14 protein-coding genes and 2 CRISPR repeat arrays are annotated in these 18273 nt (G+C 29.2%); of the genes, 13 read left to right on the forward strand and 1 reads right to left on the reverse strand.

Translation table 11 applies throughout. The features are described 5' to 3' along the window. A partial coding sequence (locus M663_RS0113240; protein ID WP_029689267.1) for a transglutaminase domain-containing protein occupies nucleotides 1–856 on the forward strand: 856 nt, incomplete at its 5' end. Nucleotides 857–900: 44 nt separating this feature from the next. On the opposite strand, the gene M663_RS0113245 is transcribed toward M663_RS0113240, so the two are convergent. Next, complete coding sequence (locus M663_RS0113245; protein ID WP_029689268.1) at nucleotides 901–2178, reverse strand: serpin family protein; 1278 nt, start codon at nucleotides 2176–2178, stop codon at nucleotides 901–903. A gap of 319 nt (nucleotides 2179–2497) precedes the next feature. On the opposite strand from M663_RS0113245, the gene M663_RS0113250 reads away from it, so the two are divergent. From M663_RS0113250 to M663_RS0113310, 12 genes are all read left to right on the forward strand, one after another. Next, nucleotides 2498–3118 carry a nitroreductase family protein gene (locus tag M663_RS0113250; protein WP_029689269.1) on the forward strand — a complete coding sequence of 207 codons (621 nt, stop codon included), beginning with the start codon at nucleotides 2498–2500 and terminating at the stop codon, nucleotides 3116–3118. Continuing rightward, nucleotides 3118–3873: a sulfite exporter TauE/SafE family protein gene (locus M663_RS0113255; protein ID WP_029689270.1), complete on the forward strand. Its 756-nt coding sequence runs from the start codon at nucleotides 3118–3120 to the stop codon at nucleotides 3871–3873. The genes M663_RS0113250 and M663_RS0113255 overlap by 1 nt, the downstream gene beginning before the upstream one ends. Nucleotides 3874–4010: 137 nt before the next feature. Further along, a complete protein-coding gene (gene mscL, locus M663_RS0113260) occupies nucleotides 4011–4379 on the forward strand; it encodes a large conductance mechanosensitive channel protein MscL (protein WP_029689271.1) in 369 nt (122 codons plus the stop codon). Nucleotides 4380–4980: 601 nt separating this feature from the next. After that, a CRISPR array of direct repeats spans nucleotides 4981–5407; the repeat unit is 30 nt; unit sequence GTTTTTAGCCTACCTATAAGGAATTGAAAC. A gap of 17 nt (nucleotides 5408–5424) precedes the next feature. Then, nucleotides 5425–5789: a CRISPR direct-repeat array (repeat unit 30 nt; unit sequence GTTTTTAGCCTACCTATAAGGAATTGAAAC). 183 nt (nucleotides 5790–5972) lie between these two features. Further along, the gene (gene csx20, locus M663_RS0113270; RefSeq protein WP_029689272.1) at nucleotides 5973–6383 is read left to right on the forward strand and encodes a CRISPR-associated protein Csx20; all 411 of its coding nucleotides are present in this window, start codon (nucleotides 5973–5975) and stop codon (nucleotides 6381–6383) included. 2 nt (nucleotides 6384–6385) lie between these two features. Further along, a complete protein-coding gene (csx2, locus tag M663_RS0113275) occupies nucleotides 6386–7675 on the forward strand; it encodes a TIGR02221 family CRISPR-associated protein (RefSeq protein ID WP_029689273.1) in 1290 nt (429 codons plus the stop codon). Between the two features lie 52 nt (nucleotides 7676–7727). Beyond that, nucleotides 7728–9032 (forward strand): hypothetical protein, encoded by a 1305-nt coding sequence (locus tag M663_RS0113280; protein ID WP_029689274.1) that lies wholly within the window; start codon nucleotides 7728–7730, stop codon nucleotides 9030–9032. Further along, complete coding sequence (locus tag M663_RS0113285; RefSeq protein WP_029689275.1) at nucleotides 9029–10552, forward strand: hypothetical protein; 1524 nt, start codon at nucleotides 9029–9031, stop codon at nucleotides 10550–10552. Before M663_RS0113280 ends, M663_RS0113285 begins: the two co-directional genes overlap by 4 nt. Beyond that, entirely contained in the window at nucleotides 10549–12747 is a 2199-nt protein-coding gene (locus M663_RS0113290; RefSeq protein ID WP_029689276.1) for an RAMP superfamily CRISPR-associated protein, read from the forward strand. The genes M663_RS0113285 and M663_RS0113290 overlap by 4 nt, the downstream gene beginning before the upstream one ends. Beyond that, the gene (locus M663_RS0113295) at nucleotides 12737–14164 is read left to right on the forward strand and encodes an RAMP superfamily CRISPR-associated protein (RefSeq protein ID WP_029689277.1); all 1428 of its coding nucleotides are present in this window, start codon (nucleotides 12737–12739) and stop codon (nucleotides 14162–14164) included. The genes M663_RS0113290 and M663_RS0113295 overlap by 11 nt, the downstream gene beginning before the upstream one ends. After that, nucleotides 14154–14735, forward strand: a complete 582-nt coding sequence (csx19, locus tag M663_RS0113300; RefSeq protein ID WP_029689279.1) for a CRISPR-associated protein Csx19 — start codon at nucleotides 14154–14156, stop codon at nucleotides 14733–14735. Before M663_RS0113295 ends, csx19 begins: the two co-directional genes overlap by 11 nt. Before the next feature lie 17 nt (nucleotides 14736–14752). After that, nucleotides 14753–16921, forward strand: a complete 2169-nt coding sequence (locus tag M663_RS0113305; RefSeq protein ID WP_029689280.1) for a TIGR03986 family CRISPR-associated RAMP protein — start codon at nucleotides 14753–14755, stop codon at nucleotides 16919–16921. A gap of 411 nt (nucleotides 16922–17332) precedes the next feature. Continuing rightward, nucleotides 17333–18241: a restriction endonuclease gene (locus M663_RS0113310; RefSeq protein WP_029689281.1), complete on the forward strand. Its 909-nt coding sequence runs from the start codon at nucleotides 17333–17335 to the stop codon at nucleotides 18239–18241. Nucleotides 18242–18273 lie beyond the last annotated feature (32 nt).

The raw sequence follows: 18273 nt of genomic DNA on the forward strand, positions 1-18273 counted from the left end.
CTCCAACCAAAGAACAACGGTAAATTCAATAACTGCAACCAAAAACATGGTTGGTACTAGTACTCTTTCAACTCCTAATGTAACTAGTGGAAAAGATTTGTATCTTTTAATTAAAAATGCTCTTGAAAACAATGAAGATGAGATAATTTTTACCCTTAGCAATTCTTTCTACAATTCTGTAAGAAGTAGTGGTACAGTTAATGATATATTAAACAGTATATCGGATATTGTAGATCTTGTATTGGCACATCATCCTGAAATTGGCTATGCTAATAAGTGGACTATTTCTGCAAATGGTTTTAACAATGTCATAAGTAAAGTAAGTATAAAATTTGAATATATATATCCTAAAGATAAATTGGAAAAAATGAAAGATGAAATAAATATTAAAGCTAAAGAAATTATTGACCAAATAATAAAACCGGATATGTCTGATATAGATAAAGTCAAAGCAATTCACGACTATATTGTAAAGAATACTAAATATGATTATGAAAATTTGATAAATAACACTATACCACCAGAATCTTATACTGCTTATGGAGTTTTGATAAAAGGAGTAGGGGTGTGCCAAGGATATGCTGCAGCTTTTAATTTACTTGCTCAATTAGCTGGGATTGATAGCCTTGGAGTAGCTGGTACAGGTTTTAATTATAGTGGGTCTATGCCTCATGCTTGGAATATGATAAGAATTGACGGCAAAATCAGTTACGTAGATGTCACATGGGATGATCCTGTTCCAGATCAAGGGGATAATGTAAGATATGATTATTTCAATGTAACAGAGGAGCAGTTAGCAAAAGACCATAGTTGGGATAAAGAAAAATTTTCGGAAAAATATTTTGATTATAAATGAGAGGGGTTAAGCGATTGCTTAAACCCTCATTAGTATTAATTATTTCAATCTTTTATACTCATCACTGTGCCAATGAAAATAGGTAAATTTGTCTTATTGTCAATAATTGCATATACAAAAGGTCTATCTAATTTTACTATTTTAGGATTTACTGGCATTCCTGTGGACGTCATATCGACTGATGTTACAGCTCCTGCCTTTGTTCCTTTTTCATCAACAGATATAAAGGTTTTGTGAAGGACTTCTGATATAAAAATATTACCGACGAAAGAAGTTCCTAGCTTGTTAAAGTTTGCTTTTTCTGGTGAAAAAGCCTCCTTCATTCCGAGGGATTCTAAGGTACTATTAATGTTGATTTCATAGTCATACTTAAATTTTGGAAGATATGCATGTACCAAACTTATTTTCGCATCTTTGATCAAATTTATAAACTTTTCTCCCGTGAGTGTTTTAATATATTCACCAATTGTCATATTTTCATTGGGAATAATAGCCGCAAAACTGTAATGTTTTTTTGCGTAGGGTTTGATAAAACCAATTGCATTTTTATCTTCAATATAAAAATTTTCCTCTGACCTCATGAATTCAGCTTTCTGTTTATTTCCGTTTATATCAGTAAATATATCTTTATATATATTGTGCTTTTCATATACTGTTTCCCATTCTGCATCAAAAGCTACAGCATTTATCAGGTACATAACGTTTTCCGGATCAATTTTGTTTAATATTTTGTCAATCATTCCATTTGTTTCCGATTTTACCCAGTTGTTTATGTTACTTACTGTACTGCTGTCAAAAGCAGCTTTAAAAATATCGGCTTTATAATAGTAATCTGCAATTATCTGAAGAAAATCTTTAGAGGGCATAAAATCATTTTCTTTGAGCCATATTGAATTGGCGATAGTTAATTTTGATTTTTCTTCATTGGAAAGTTTTTTCATATACGTGTACAGGTATTTGTTTAAATCTTCAATGGGGATGTCTTTTCCCAGTGTTTTTTCCATTTGTGAAAGAGTTTCTTTATCTGCTCCGTTTGCTGTCATAGCTAATGCCAGCATTACTGAAAGTGGGGAGATTAAAGAATTTTTGTTATCATTAGTTGATTTTTTAAAAAGCTCAATTGAAAAATCAGCTGTATTATTTATAAATTTTTTGTCTATGTTTTTTTCACTTACTGGATTTGCTTTTATTCCTTCTATCAAATTTGTAGCTTGAACTTTTGAGGTAGGAAAAGAACATCCTGTTATATTCATTAACATTGCAATGAATATTGTGATGCTGAGTATTGCTGTGAAAAGCTTTTTGAGTTTTAAAATTTCCATGAGAAATATCACCTTCTCCTATGTTCTTCTACTAAGTTAGACGAATTACATCATTAAATGTTCCATAAAATAATTTAGAATAAAATAAACTGCCTAGAAAGCTTATAATAGGCTTTCTAGGCAGAAGAGTTTTACTTTTGCTATTTTGGCAGCCTACATATGAGGAGATTATTTTGAAGTTTTTTCCCTTTTTGAGGGATTATTTTTTGTTTTTAGAAGGAATTTTATAATTTTTGAAGAATATACACATTAGAAATTAATTATTATTTGATAAATATTTTATTTAAAATTTAAATTCGTTTTAAGGAGATGAACAAATATGAAAGAATGTAAAAAACTTATAACAGAGAGAAGAGCCATTACCTTTTTTGATTCAGCAAAAGAAATATCAGATGACCTTATAAAAGAGATTCTTGAAACTGCATCTTTAGCTCCTTCTGCTTATAACCTTCAGCCGTGGAAAGTGATTGTGGTAAAAAGCAAAGAGAAGAAAAAAATTCTCAAAGAAATAGCTTTTAATCAGCAAAAAGTAGAAGATGCCCCTGCTGTATTTGTAATAATAGCAAATCCTAAGGCGGCATTAGAAAATATAGACAGAGTTTTAGACAGCTCTATTGAACTTGGATACATGAAGCAAGAGAGAAAAGAGGCATCAAAAGAAAGAATTTTATCAGTTTGGAAGGATGAAGAACAGGCTAAAAGAAAGGCTATAAGAGACTCAGCTCTTTTTGCGATGAACATAATGATTGCTGCAAGAGTGTATGGTCTTGAAACTCATCCGATGGACGGCTTTGATGAGGGAAAACTAAAAGAGTTTTTAAATATTGATGAGGATATGTATATACCCATGATAATAGCAATTGGATACAAAGATCCTGGAAAAGAGCTTCTTCCAAGGGCTTATAGATTTAAATTTGATGAATTTGGAGAGATAATCTAATGAGTAATTACGTAATAATTTTAGTGGCTTCTATTTTAGCAGGAGCCACTAATGCTATAGCAGGGGGTGGCACTTTAATAACCTTTCCTGCTCTTGTATGGGTTGGAATAAATCCTCTATCTGCAAATATAACAAATACTGTTGCTCTTTGGACTGGTTCTGTCACAGGTGCATGGGGATTTAAAGAAAGACTGTATCAGACGAAAGAGCTTTTAAGGTTTCTGACATTGCCTTCTTTACTTGGGGGTATCTTAGGAGCTTATCTTCTTATGATAACTCCTTACAAGGTTTTTAATTTTGTCGTACCTTTTTTGGTTTTATTTGCGACCATAATTTTAGCATTAAATGACAGAATAAATAAATTTAATCTAAAGGAAGGAGAAGATATAAAGAAAAAATCACTAGTTTTTGTTTTTATACTTCAATTTCTTACTTCTCTTTATGGAGGATATTTTGCAGCAGGTATTGGCATTTTAATGCTTGCCACTTTAGGCATAGCAGGTATTACTGATATACACACAGCAAATGGTATAAAAAACCTTCTTTCACTTTTTATAAATGTCACTTCCGGTTTAGTTTTACTCTTTAGTGGAAAAGTAGTATGGCCTTTTGCTATTATTCTGATGATAGGATTTGCTTTAGGAGGATATTGGGGAGCAAAAGTATCACAAAGGTTTGACAATAAGAAAGTAAAGAATTTTGTAGTTTTATGGGGAATTGCATTGGCAATAACGTTTTGGGTTAGAGGAGTGTAGGAAAGTAGATAGTTATTGAACTGAAGAGAGATAACTTTGTGGTGTATTATTTTGCCAATTTTTTGACTTAACAACTAACATTTTAGTGATAAAATATAAAGTGTGGACAATCAATCAGTTGTTGAAAGGAGAAAAATATGTTAAAAGGATTTAAAGAATTTATTACAAGAGGAAATGTATTAGATTTAGCTGTAGCTGTAATAATAGGTACAGCTTTTAACAAGATTGTCAATTCATTAGTTGTTGATGTATTAACTCCATTAATCGGAGCAATATTTGGAGCACCAGACTTTTCTGCCCTTAAATTAGGACCAATAGCCATAGGTAATTTCTTTAATGCTGTTGTTAACTTTATTATTGTATCTGCAGCCATATATTTTTTCATAGTAGCTCCTATGAATGCTATTAGACAGCGAAAAGCAAAAGAAAAAGAACAAACACCACCTGAACCATCAGAGGAAGTAAAACTTTTAAGAGAAATATTAGAGGTATTAAAGGAAAAGTAAGGTAAGAATATTAATTAATATAAATTTGTCGTCGACCTAAGATAATGCAAAAAATGTTGAGGATCGACGACAAATTATTTTTTCAATTTTAGAAAATAGTTGATTTTGTCAAACAATATGGTATAATAAAGTTAAAATACTTGACAGGAATTAAAAAGTCGTAAGGCGTATAATGTGCTATTTATGCATGTTAGAATGAGTGTTTTTAGCCTACCTATAAGGAATTGAACATCGCCACCCAAATCTACATTGCCAAACACAGCAGGTGTTTTTAGCCTACCTATAAGGAATTGAAACGTGGATGAATATGCACCTTTGATATTCGTAAATAATGCGGTTTTTAGCCTACCTATAAGGAATTAAACCGGAGAAGAAGAACATGAGGAGGGATAAAATGCAAGGTGTTTTTAGCCTACCTATAAGTAATTGAAACTTAGAGCAGAAAACGAGGAACTAAAAAAAGCATTGGTTTTTAGCCTACCTATAAGGAATTGAAACCTTGATATTGAAAGAATCCCCATGAAATTCCTTTTTTGTTCCATCTAAAACAATCTAATTGAAACCTTGATATTGAAAGAATCCCTTTTCCCAGTCTCTTGGTGTTTTTAGCCTACCTATAAGGAATTGAAACGGAACACATTACAACAATAGCAATATTAAAAGACTTGTGTTTTTAGCCTACCTATAAGGAATTGAAACTCCTCCTTTTTTATTTTTTAGCCGTATCGGCTACGGGTTTTTAGCCTACCTATAAGGAATTGAAACTACAGAAACCTGGGACAGCAGGTATAAAGGTATTGAGTTTTTAGCCTACCTATAAGGAATTGAAACTTCAGCCAGTCCTGAAAAATCTTAATATCATCTCTGGTTTTTAGCCTACCTATAAGGAATTGAAACAGATAGTGGGGGACATGCTGGGGGCGTCGGTCAAGGTTTTTAGCCTACCTATAAGGAATTGAAACTCCTCCTTTTTTATTTTTTAGCCGTATCGGCTACGGGTTTTTAGCCTACCTATAAGGAATTGAAACAAGTATCTATGTACAGCGTTTTTAGCCTACCTATAAGGAATTGAAACCCTCTCCTAATACCTGTGTCTAAAAGCATTAAAAAGGGTTTTTAGCCTACCTATAAGGAATTGAAACTACAAGGATTAAACCCTTCTAAAAAGCAATGTTACTTGTTTTTAGCCTACCTATAAGGAATTGAAACCACACTATAATAGGATTATTTGTTTTTATTGCTTGCGTTTTTAGCCTACCTATAAGGAATTGAAACAAAAAATTTTTGTACAAATTTCACAAAAATAATACTAAGTTTTTAGCCTACCTATAAGGAATTGAAACTAGGCAATCGAGGAGACATATACAAAAAATTATAGGGGTTTTTAGCCTACCTAAAAAGTTATACTAACATTGAATTTTTCTTCATTTTATTATGGTACTCAACAACATTTTTATATAAAAATACAATTCTTTAGAAGGAATTTGGAAAGTTATGTAGAATATTGATATATAAGATAATATTTAATATTTGAGGTACAAAAATTGGCAAAAAATAAAGTTTTTAGAATTTAATGAAAAGAAGGTTTATAAGATGAAGCAAACAGATTTGAAAAAGATGTTTTTAATATTTTCTCATGAACTTACAGATTTTCAAAAAAAAGATGCCATCGCAAATTTAGGCGTAGATGAGTTTGTATATTTGCCAGATAATTTAAAGAACCAATGGTCAGATATTTCTCCATATGATGATAACTTAACTTTTTGTTTGCAAGATTTAATTAGTTGGTTAAAGATTAATGCAAGAAAAGGCGATTATGTACTTGTACAAGGAGATTTTGGAGCTACTTTTTTGATTGTTGACTTTTGTTTGAAAAATGATTTGATTCCTATTTATTCAACTACAAAAAGAGAAGTTATTACTGAGATTAAAAATAGTGAAAACATAAAAGTAAGTAGATTATTTACCCATGTAAGATTCAGAAAATATGAGAGGTGGATATAGAAATGACTATTAAGTTTTTTTCATTTCTTGGCACAGGAGCTTATACTAAGTGTAAATATAAATTTGATAATATTGAAAGTGGAAGTAGTTGCTATGTACAGGAAGCTCTTATTGATATTTTGTTAAAAAAGAATGTTGATTTAGAAAGCATATTTATATTTAAAACCGAAGAGGCTACTAATGCAAATTGGTCTAAAAATAAGAAATATCCAAGTGATCCTGGTCTAAAACAGATTTTAGACAAATACAAAGGCAAACTAAGTATTAATTATGTTGATATACCCTCAGGACAAAATGAAAATGAACTTTGGGAAATATTTGATAAAGTTTTGGAACAAATAGATAAGGGGGATGAAATAATATTTGATATTACACATTCATTTCGCTCAATTCCAATACTGGCACTAATTATTTTAAATTATGCCAAATTTATTAGAAAATGTGAAATTAAAGGCATATATTATGGAGCAATAGAAGCAGTTGGTAAGGAAGTAAAAGATATTGAAGAATCAGATATAGCTCCTATATTTGACCTAACACCTTTTGTAAGACTACTTGATTGGACTGTAGGAATTGATCGGTTTATAGAAACTGGTGATGCTAGACACATAAATTATTTAATGAAATTGGGCACTAAAGAGTTGCACCTTAAAGGTATGAAGGATGAGAGAAATATATTAAGTGACTTTGCACAAAAGTTAGAAAACTACACAAGAAATGTTGCTACATGTAGAGGTAAAGAAATCTCTAATGGTGGATTAGAGCTGAAGGATACACTTGAAGACGCTGTAAGTATAGCAGATAAGGCATATATTAAGCCGATGAAACCAGTAATAGATAGGTTAAACGATAGATTTAAAAATTTTAGTGATGATGAAAATAAAAACATGCTTGAAATAGTCAAATGGTGCAGTGAACATAATCTTATACAGCAAGGCTTTACTATACTTGATGAGGGAATCGTAAACTTTTTTTGTGAAAAATTTGGATTTGATAAAAATAATATAAAAGAACGCAAAATAATTGAAAATGCTATATATATTAAACATCATTCTTTGTCAAAAAACAAATGGAGAGAAATAGCACTTAAAAATGAAAAAGTAGTTAATAATATTTTAAAAAAGTTAGATAGCGAAAACTACCGAAACTTAATAAGAATATTATATACAGAGATAAAACCTTTGCGTAATGATATTAATCATGCAGGGTATAAAGACAATCCAATGAATGCTAAGAAATTTGAAGATAAATTAAATGAGTTAATAAATAAGGTAGAAAAATATATAGTTTAAATTTGAAGTTCTAAAAATCAAGATAATATTTTTGTTTAGGGGGATTAAAACTATGAATGAGAAAGTTTTGGTATTACTTATAGGTACAAATCCATTGCCAAATTATATTGTTGGGAGTTATTTACGAGAAAATTACAATAAATTTGTATTAATTTACTCAGAAAGAAACGAAGAAATTAATCAGAGTAGTACAGCGGATTATGCTGAGAAGTTAAAAAAACATTTAAATTTAAATAATAATTGTGTCCCATTACCTCTTTATGATATATCTAATCCAAAGAGTATAAGAAATGATTTAGGAATATTTCCGAAAGAAAAGATTGATGAAGTTCATCTAAATTATACTGGTGGTACAAAAACAATGGTTGCTCATGTGTATAATTTTCTAAAAGAAAAGTTTGGTGACAAATTTAATGCCTCTTATTTAGATGCAAGAAGTTATAAACTTGTATATGATTATAATGAAAAAGGTGTAATTCTAAAAGATAAAATAAAAATAGACATAAAAACACTCTTGTCAATTCATTTGTATGATAAAGATGTTAGTTTTGAAATTTATGATACATATAGTTATAAGAAAAAATTTGCAGATAGCTTTGATGATATATCACAAAAAATAGAAAATGCTATTACAGGTGGTAGAGGTGAAGAATTTATAAAATGGCTGGAAGACCCTTTTAGAAAAATTTTTAAAGGGCCTGGTAAAATTTTGGAAAATAAAAGCAAATTTAAGCAACATATTGATAATTTTTCCAAAAATGATGATTTATCACCTATAAATAAATTTAATAATTATACTCCTGATTTTATTTGGGATATTTTAAATGCGTTTCCTGAAGATAAAAAAATAAATGATGGGAAAAAATTATGGATACCGGATGACAGTATAAGCAACAACAAATTTTCTGATTGTATAAAAGATACTGTAGAATTTTTAGATGGAAAATGGTTTGAATGGTATGTATATAGTCAAATAAGAAATAAATTATTGGATAGAAAATTAAAGGAAGGTGAATATTTTGGCATATCATTAAAAGCACAAAGAAAAGATTCACCTAATTTTGAATTAGATATTTTCATAATAAATGGTTATCAGCTAGTAGGTTTGTCACTAACAACTTCAAAAAGACAAGGAGATTGTAAATTAAAAGGATTTGAAGTTATCCATAGAGTAAGACAAATAGGAGGGGATGAAAGCAAGGCAATATTAATAACAGGTATGGATTCATCTAAAAAAGACGATTTGCAAAAAGACTTAGCTTATGTAACAGGAACAGCAGAAGATAAGATTGTTGTTTTCGCTATAGATGATTGGGTAGATATTGGAGATAAAATTTGTGAGGAGGTATTTAGATGACATTAAGTGCAGTTTTGATTGATACAGTATCAATACAGGAATATATTTTCTCAAGCAATAAATTAAAAGAAAATATCGGCGCATCGTTTTTAGTCGATAAAATATACGAAGATGTTTTAAAAGAAGCTTTACAAATGACTGTTAAACAAAAGATAGATATGGATAGTTGGAAAGTTACTCCAAATGTTGTCAAAATAAGTGAACCGAATGAAAAACTTGAAATTGGATATATAGGTGGAGGAAATGCACTCATTTTATTTAAAAATAAACATGAAGTAAAAGAATTTATAAAAAATTATACAAGACTTCTTTTAAGAAAAACTCCTGGACTGAAAACTGCTTTTGGAATAATACATGACTTTAATTTAGGTGATTTTAAAAATTCTATGCAAAGATTACATGAAAGCTTAAGAGAGAACAAAAACAAATATTTTCCTAATGTAACACTACCTAAATATGGTTTTACACTTGATTGTCCAAGAACTAATGAAAGTGCAGAGTCCTTTAAAGACGATGAGGGAAAGTTTATATCATCAGTTGCTTGTTCTAAATTAAAGATTTCAGACAAAGCAAGAGATGAAATGGTGGTAATTTTAGGTAATATATTGATGGATAAGTATACTTTTACAAATAATATTGAAGAATTGGGTCAACAAGAGGGAAGAGACTATATAGCAGTTGTACATATTGATGGGAATAAAATGGGTGAGAGATTTTCAAAATGTGAAAGTCTTATAGAATATAGAAATTTATCAATTGGCGTAAGAGATGCTACAGAAAATACATTTAAGAAAATGATAGAGATTTTAATAGAACAAATTGAGAAAAATAAAGCTTTTGCTCCCAAAGATGGAGAATTTAAATTAAGTACGGAAAATGGCAAAACTATATTGCCAATAAGACCAATTGTCTTAGGCGGGGATGATATAACTTTTATTTCAGATGGCAGATTGGGGGTTTGGTTAGCTGAAATATTTATTAAGGAATTTGCTAATCACAGCGTAAATAACGAGCCTTTATCTGCATGTGGAGGAGTAAGTATTGTAAAGACAAAATATCCTTTCTATAGGGCTTATATGCTAGCAGAAGATTTAATTGATAGAGCTAAAAAGGAATCGAGAGAAAAGGAAGGTTCTTATATTGATTTTTTTGTTTCTTCATCTGGATGGAGTGGCAGCTTAAATGATATTTTAAATAAACATCTATCTACTATAAATGGTAATCTTCATTTTGGACCTTATTGGGTTGACAAAATAGATGAAGAGAAGTCATTAGAAAATTTAAAATATATTGTTAAAGCATTTAAAAATATTCCCAAAAATAAAATAATGAAATTAAGAGAAATGCTATTTGAAAATAGAGATAATGCGAAAATTTATGTAGAAGAATTAAAAGTTAAAGGAATAAATCTACCACAGATAAAAGGAATGTCTTATCATGAACATATATGGCAAAAAGAGGAGACACCATATTATGATGCTATAGAACTTATAGATTTTTATCCGGAGGGATTATTATGAAGATTATAATAGACTTATTATCATACACGCTAATTGGTTCTGGGGAAGGTGCAGGTATAATTGATAGCGATGTAGTATTAGATGATCTTGGATTTCCCTATATTCCTTCAAGACGTGTAAAAGGCGTATTAAAAGAAAGTGCAAAAGAAATTTGTGATATATTAGGCGTAAAATATAGTATTGTGGAAAGCATATTTGGTGAAGATGGTTTTACAGAAGGAAAGCTGCATATAGGCAATTTATATATAAATAATTACAAAAATATAAGAAAAGAAATTGAAAACTTAAAAAATGATAAAAATAAAAAATATAAAACTTTTATAAATCCTTCTCAAATTACATCTTATTATACATCCATAAGGCAGCAAACTTCTATAGATGAAGATGGGGAAATTGCAAAAGAGGGTTCACTTAGGACATTTAGAGTTTTAAAACCTGGTTTCAAGTTCGAAGGTGAACTTTATGAAATAACTCCTTTGAGCAAAAAAGAAAAAGCTCTATTGTATTTGGCTGCAATTAATCTAAAAAGAATTGGTACATCAAGAAATCGCGGATTTGGTGAAATAAAATGCACTATTGAAGATATTAAAATTAGCAGTATTGATGATGCTATTCAATATTTAAATAGTGATAATGATAAAGATATCACAGAAGAGATTAAATCTTCTGATTCAGAAAAATTTAATGCTAATAAAAAAGGAAATATAAAAAAACTATCTTACAAGATAACTACATTATCTCCGATTGTATTAGCAAAAGAGATAGGCGAGCAAAACACAATTAATACAGAAAAATATATACCATCTACAACAGTTAGAGGTTTGTTTGCAAGTAAATTTATAAAAAGATTTAATTTAGGTAATGCAGCCCATAAAGATGATAATTTTTATAATTTATTTTTAAAAAATGAGATTTTATTTACTTCTGCATATCCATTTAAAAAAGATAAAACTTACTATCCAGCACTTTATTTACATAAAGAAAAAGGAGATAATTCCAATCAAGTATACAATATTTTAGAAAAAGTTCCTGAAAAAATAAAAACAAAGCCAGTGAATAAAATGGTTTGTTATAGTGCTGATAAAATTTATTATCATAACGTTCCAACAACATTTTATTTCCATAATGCAAGAGACAGGGAAAAAGGACATAGTATAGGAGAGGAAATCTTTTATTATGAGGCAATAAACGAAGGAGAAGAATTCAAGGGGTTTATTATAGGTGACGAAGGCTACCTTGAAGAAATAAAAAGAATATTTGGTGATAAATTTAACTCTTTTATTGGTAGATCAAAAAGTGCACAATATGGCTTAGTAAATATAGAATTTGGCGATTTAGAAGATACATACGATTTAGAAGATGTAGAAAATGAGTTTATTATAGTAGCAACTTCTCCTATTATTCTATATAACGAATGGGGTTTTTCTGATATATCTGTAAAAGCATTAGAAAATTATCTAAAAAAACATTTTGATTGTGATATTACTGTAGAAAAAATTGTTGCAAGAACAGAGTATGTTGAAAACTTTATTAGTGTTTGGAAAATGAAAAATACTCGTGAATTAGCTTATTCACCGGGTTCAGCATTTAAAATAAAAATTGAGAGATGTAATGATTTAAAAGAAAAATTAAATTCTCTTTCAATATATGGTTTTGGTGAAAAAACAGAATTAGGATTTGGCAGGGTCAATGTATATTCTTCTTTGGGAGAAAGTTATGAGAGTAAATACGATAAAGAAGATGGAGATAAAGGTATAATCCTACAATATTCAAAGTCTATTTTAGAAAATATAGTAAAGCAAAAAGCAGAAGAAATTTTAAAATTTAAGGCTTTTGAAAAAGCAAAGGAATTTTCTAACAAAAAATATACTTTAAATATTTCAAACAATCTAATAGGACGGCTTGAAGGTATGCTGTTTGAAATTAATAAATTTGATGACTGGAAAACAAAATTAGAAGAACTGGAGAAAAAGCCCGCTGGTGAAACCTTAAAAAATTTAAATCTATGGGATGATTTATCTAAATTAGATATTTATGATAAATATGAAAATATGTTTTATGACAATTTATTAAATGCTATTAACGAGTTAGGCATACAGGTTGGTAATTTTGAATTATCAAAAACATACTGGATTAGCTTTTTTAGATACTTGAGATTATTAAATAAGCAGGGGGAGAAGAAAAATGAGCGATGATGCTATACTTACAAGTACAATAATTGTAGAGGGTATTTTAGAAAATATTTCACCCTTTGTAATTGGTACGGGTAAAGGTGATATTGTTGATATAGAAATTATAAAAGATGAGATTGGCAATCCTTACATTCCTGCAACTTCTTTTGTGGGGGCACTAAGGCATAATATTTCAAAAAATTTTGAAGAAGGGGATAAAAAAATATGGGATTATTTTTGGGGTTCTAAAAATCCAAATAATAATAAGGCTGTTCAAAGTCATTTTATAGTTAGTGATATAAAGGTCAAAGGCAATAAAGAGACAAAGATCGAAGACAATAAAAATAAAAGCTTTATTGCTGTTAGAGATGGAGTAGCAATAGATGAAAAGACTGGAACTGCAAAAGAAAAAGCAAAGTATGATTATGAAATAGTTAATAAAGACTTAGAATTTGAATTTAAAGCTGAAATTAAGATAAGAAAAAATTTTAAAAATAAGGAAATTGAGATTCTAAAAATATTAAAAACTATACTTACTGAGTTGGAAGCCAGGAAGGTTCAGTTTGGTGCATTTACTACTAAAGGATTTGGAAGGTTTAAGTTAAAAAATCTTCAGATATTAAAATTTGATTTTCCCGATGATGGAGTAACTTATTTGAAATACTTGCAGAACGAATATCCTCCAGAAAATAAACTTGATTTAAGCAAGATAGATATACTTTCTAAAAAAGATAATGCTGATTGCATTATAACTGCAGACTTTTCAATAAAGAGCTCACTTATCATAAGTTCATATACAACAGATCCTAAAGATCCTGATAAAGTACATATAAAATATAATGGCAAAAATGTTTTAACTGGAACTTCACTAAAAGGTGCGATAAGATCGAGAGCTTTTAAGATTGTAAACACATTATGTAAGAATAATCAAGAAGAAAACGATGATTTAAGAGAATTGTTTGGTTGGGCTGATACAGAAAACAAAGAAAAGACTAAATACAAAAGCAGAGTAATTATTGATGAAAGTATAGTTGAGGGTGTGATTGAAAAAGAACAGGCAAGAATAAAGATTGATAGATTTACAGGAGGAATAATTGCAGGTGCTTTATTTCAATCTAAACCTCTTTGGCATAACGATGAAAATGTACAATTAAAAATAAAAATTAAAGATGCAAAAGACTGGGAAATTGGACTTTTACTTTTGGTATTGAAAGACTTATGGAATGAAGATTTGCCTATTGGCGGAGAAAAAAATATAGGAAGAGGAGTCTTAAAAGGTAAAAAGATAGAAATTGAGTATAAAGAACATAAATATATTATTGAAAAGTCTACAAATGATGACGAGACAAATAAAATAGTAGTTAATGATAGCGATAAACAGATATTAGAAGGTTTTGTCGAAGAACTCTTGGAAAAAGTGAGGGATTGGGATGTTAGATGATATTTATGAAATTGGAACAATTCGCTCAAAAGTTGAAGCAAAAGATATGGATAATGAATTAAACAATGATGCATTTATTCAAAAAATAAAAGAGGTTGACAAAGGATATATTGTATGCTGGCTTGATTATGCAGTTCTATTTGGAATAATACAAAGTGGTGAAATTAAATTTTACAACAATGAATTACCTGATTTTAATAAATATCTTCAAAAATTGCGAGTTTTTAATGAAAAAAAGGAACTATATATTTGGAGGTCAGGAAATAAATTTAAATTTAGATATAGAGAAGATGGAGTTAGTGATGAAGATGGAGAAATAGTAGAATATATTAATGCAGATCAGGTAATGTATGGATCTAAATTTGAAGTTAAAGATGAATTTATTGAAGTTTCTGAAAAAAGAGGAATTAGATATATAGTACCAAAGGAATTTATAGGTAATAGCTCAATTGAGGATCTAAACAAGAATGAGAAAAGATTAGTGTTACATACGAGAAATTACATAGGATATAATGAAATTGGACAAGCTGGTTTTGTTGACAGTAGATTTTTAAAAATATCAGTTATTTAATATTTGGAGGTATTATTATGGAAAAAGCTAAAATAAGTATACAGAAAACTAAAAAAGGGTATGATTATATATTAACTTTTGATGATGGCAAACCTTTAAAAGTGCATGGATTTGACTTGCCGAAAGATATTAATGGAAAAGAATGCGAAGTTGAAAGAATAAATGGATTACCCTCAAAAATTATAATCGATGGAACAGAATATACTAAAACAACTACTCAAAGTAATATGCAAGAAAATAAGCAGACTGCTCAACAAAAAATAAAAAATGAGCCTAAACACAATAGTCAAATTAAGTTTTTTGCTAAAGCTCCCTATAATTTTATTCCATTAAATAAAGACGTAGTAAAAGCACAAGATATGCCAGAATTCAATAAATTTCATGATGATAGATTTTCAGGATATATAGATCTTGTGATTACTACAAAAACGCCTATATATATAAGACGAGATAAAGAAGAAAGTAATTTTTTTTCTATAAAAAATGGGCTACCAATAATTCCTGGAAGTTCTTTGAGAGGGATGGTTAGGAATTTAGTAGAGATAGTTTCTTTTGGGAAACTTGGTTTTATTGATAATGGAAAAAGGCTATATTATAGAGATGTTGCTGGTAAGAAGTCTAATCTAAAAGATATATATTCTTCTAAAATTAGTAAAGACAAAATAAAAGCCGGCTATCTTATATATGACCAAAGAAAATATAAGATTATTCCGTCTGAATATGATAGATTTCAAGATACGTCTAAAGAATTTATGATAGAAAAATATAATAATGATTATAAAGTTTGGTCTGGGCGAATGCAGAAAAAAAGAAAAAATTGGATTGTGAAATCTATCAGTAATTCAGGTGATTTTATAGAATTAACCGAAAATGACATAAAAGATTATAAAAGCGATATAAATAGAAATATACCAGAATACTATGACATTTTAAAAATGGCTAAAGATAAAAAAGTCACGTTGCCAAATAAAATAGTAGAATTACCTAATGGAGTTCCTGTATTTTATGTTGAGTATAACGATAAAAAAGGAAATAAAAAAATAGCATTTGGTCATACAGGATTTTTTAGATTACCATATGAATTAACTATAGGCGATCATGTACCTAAAGACTTGAAGTCAGATGATATAACAGATTTTGCAGAAGCTATTTTTGGGAAAGAGAGTAAATGGGCAAGTAGAGTATTTTTTGAAGATGCTGTTCTGGAGAAAGAGCAAAATGATATATTTATTGAAGAGACTTCACCTAAAATTCTTTCTTCACCAAAACCTACAGCTTTTCAGCTTTACTTAGAGCAGCCTAAAGGTGAAAATACTGGTTTAAAAGAACTAAAACATTGGGATGATAAAGACGCACTTATTAGAGGCTACAAACTTTACTGGCATAGGAATACACCTGATGATGGCAGTAAATATTCTTGGAAAGTGGGTAAAATTGAAATAAATTATAATGATTTTATAAAGTTTTTAGAAAAGGCTAATATTAGCCTTGATAAATCGGTTATTTTAAATTCTAAAAATATAGTAAAAGATAACAAAAAGATAATTATAAATTGTTTATACGAAAAGTTACCTATTGAAGAAAAAAAAGAATTAAAAGAATATTTGTTATGGGAAGAAACTAAAGCACAATACACTATTATAAAACCTATCAAGAGAAATATCAAATTCAAATCTCGTATACGATTTGAAAATCTTACAAAGGAAGAATTAGGTGCATTACTATTTGTATTAGACTTACCAGAAAATCATTATCATAAGATTGGTATGGGTAAACCATTGGGTTTGGGAAGTATAGAAATAAAACCGAGTTTGTTTATAGTAGATAGAAAAAAGAGATATACATCATTATTTAATAATGATACATGGAACTTAGGAGATGAAGATAAAACAGGTGAAATAAATGACTTTAAAGAAGCATTTGAAAAATATATTTTAAGAAACATTTCTGATAAAGGCAATGCAAGTTCCCTTTGGGAAACTCCAAGACTAAAACAGTTAAAAATAATGCTAAACTGGAGTAATACTGAGATTCCTGATTGGCTTAAGAAAACAAGATACATGATGATAGAATGCCCACATAAAGATCCGGCTTATGATTGTATTTGCTTTGATCCCAAGAGAAATACATGTAATGAATACAAAGATAGGCCTGTTTTACCAAAACCGGAAAAGGTGATACAATAAATATTGCACAAAGTCTGGGAAAAAAGGTTTTTATTAATTCTTATATAAAAAAAGAAAGCTATACTTATGAGTTTGCCATGAAAAAGTAAACTCATGTTTTTTAGAATAAATTTAAAGGGGAACTCAAACTTCTTGCAGAATTTGATTTTACACAGAATATACCAAGAGTTCAAGAAGCAGCCTATTTTACAAATATAGGAAGTAAAATTTTAAACTTTAATGGAATTGATTTGAGTAAATATCGGCTTATTAAGGGCAAATTTATAAAGATAGATTAATTATAAATATATATTATAAAAACAGGCATTCATTAATGCATATTGCCTGTTTTTATTTTCATATATAGTTTTAGAGGATTTTGCAAAGTTTTGTTGAATATATATAAAGATGCTTTGCATGGGAGCTGATAAGATGGCTATACCTACATATGAAGAGATTATGTTACCCTTACTTAAAATTCTTTCTGATGGTGGAATACACAAATATAAAGAGTTAGAAGAAAAACTTAAAAATGTATTTAACTTGACAGAGGAAGAAGTAAATTCAAGACGTGAAAGTGGTGTTAAAATTTTTTATAATAGAATTGGATGGGCGGCTACATATTTAAAGAAAGCGGGGCTTATAGAGTCTCCTAAGAGAGGAGAATTCAAAATTACTGAAGAAGGAAGTAGATTGTTGGTAGAGGGAGTTAAGCATTTAGACTATAAATACCTAATGAAATATGATAGTTTTAAAGAATTTAAACTGCATAAAGAGATAATAGGTCCAGAGGGAGATAAGAGAAAGCCTGAAGATAATATGACCCCATTTGAAAGAATTAGCAATGCTTATGATGAGATAAAAGGTTCTCTAATAGACGAATTGCTACAAAAACTAAAAGAGGTAGATCCATATAAATTTGAGGAAATAGTGTTAGACTTGTTAATAAAAATGGGGTATGGAGGTTCTAAAGAGGAAGCTAAGGAAATGACACAAAAGACAGGTGATGAGGGAATTGACGGTATAATTAATGAAGATAAATTAGGGTTTGATAAAATCTATATACAAGCTAAAAGATGGAAAGAGAGATTTGTTGGAAGACCTATAATTCAAACTTTTGCTGGCGCTTTAGATGGGCAAGGTGCAAACAAGGGAATTTTTATAACAACATCCAATTTTACAAATGAAGCTAAAGAATACGTTGAAAAGTTGCCAAATAAGAAAATAATTTTAATCGATGGACATAAATTAGCTGAATATATGATAGATTTTAATGTTGGTGTAACAGTTCAAGAAGTTTATGAGATAAAAAGAATAGATAATGATTATTTTGAAGAATAATTGTAAATGTGATAAGATTTTAAGCGTGCTAA

It is taken from the genome of Thermoanaerobacter sp. A7A, from assembly GCF_000445185.1.
Taxonomy (GTDB): domain Bacteria; phylum Bacillota; class Thermoanaerobacteria; order Thermoanaerobacterales; family Thermoanaerobacteraceae; genus Thermoanaerobacter.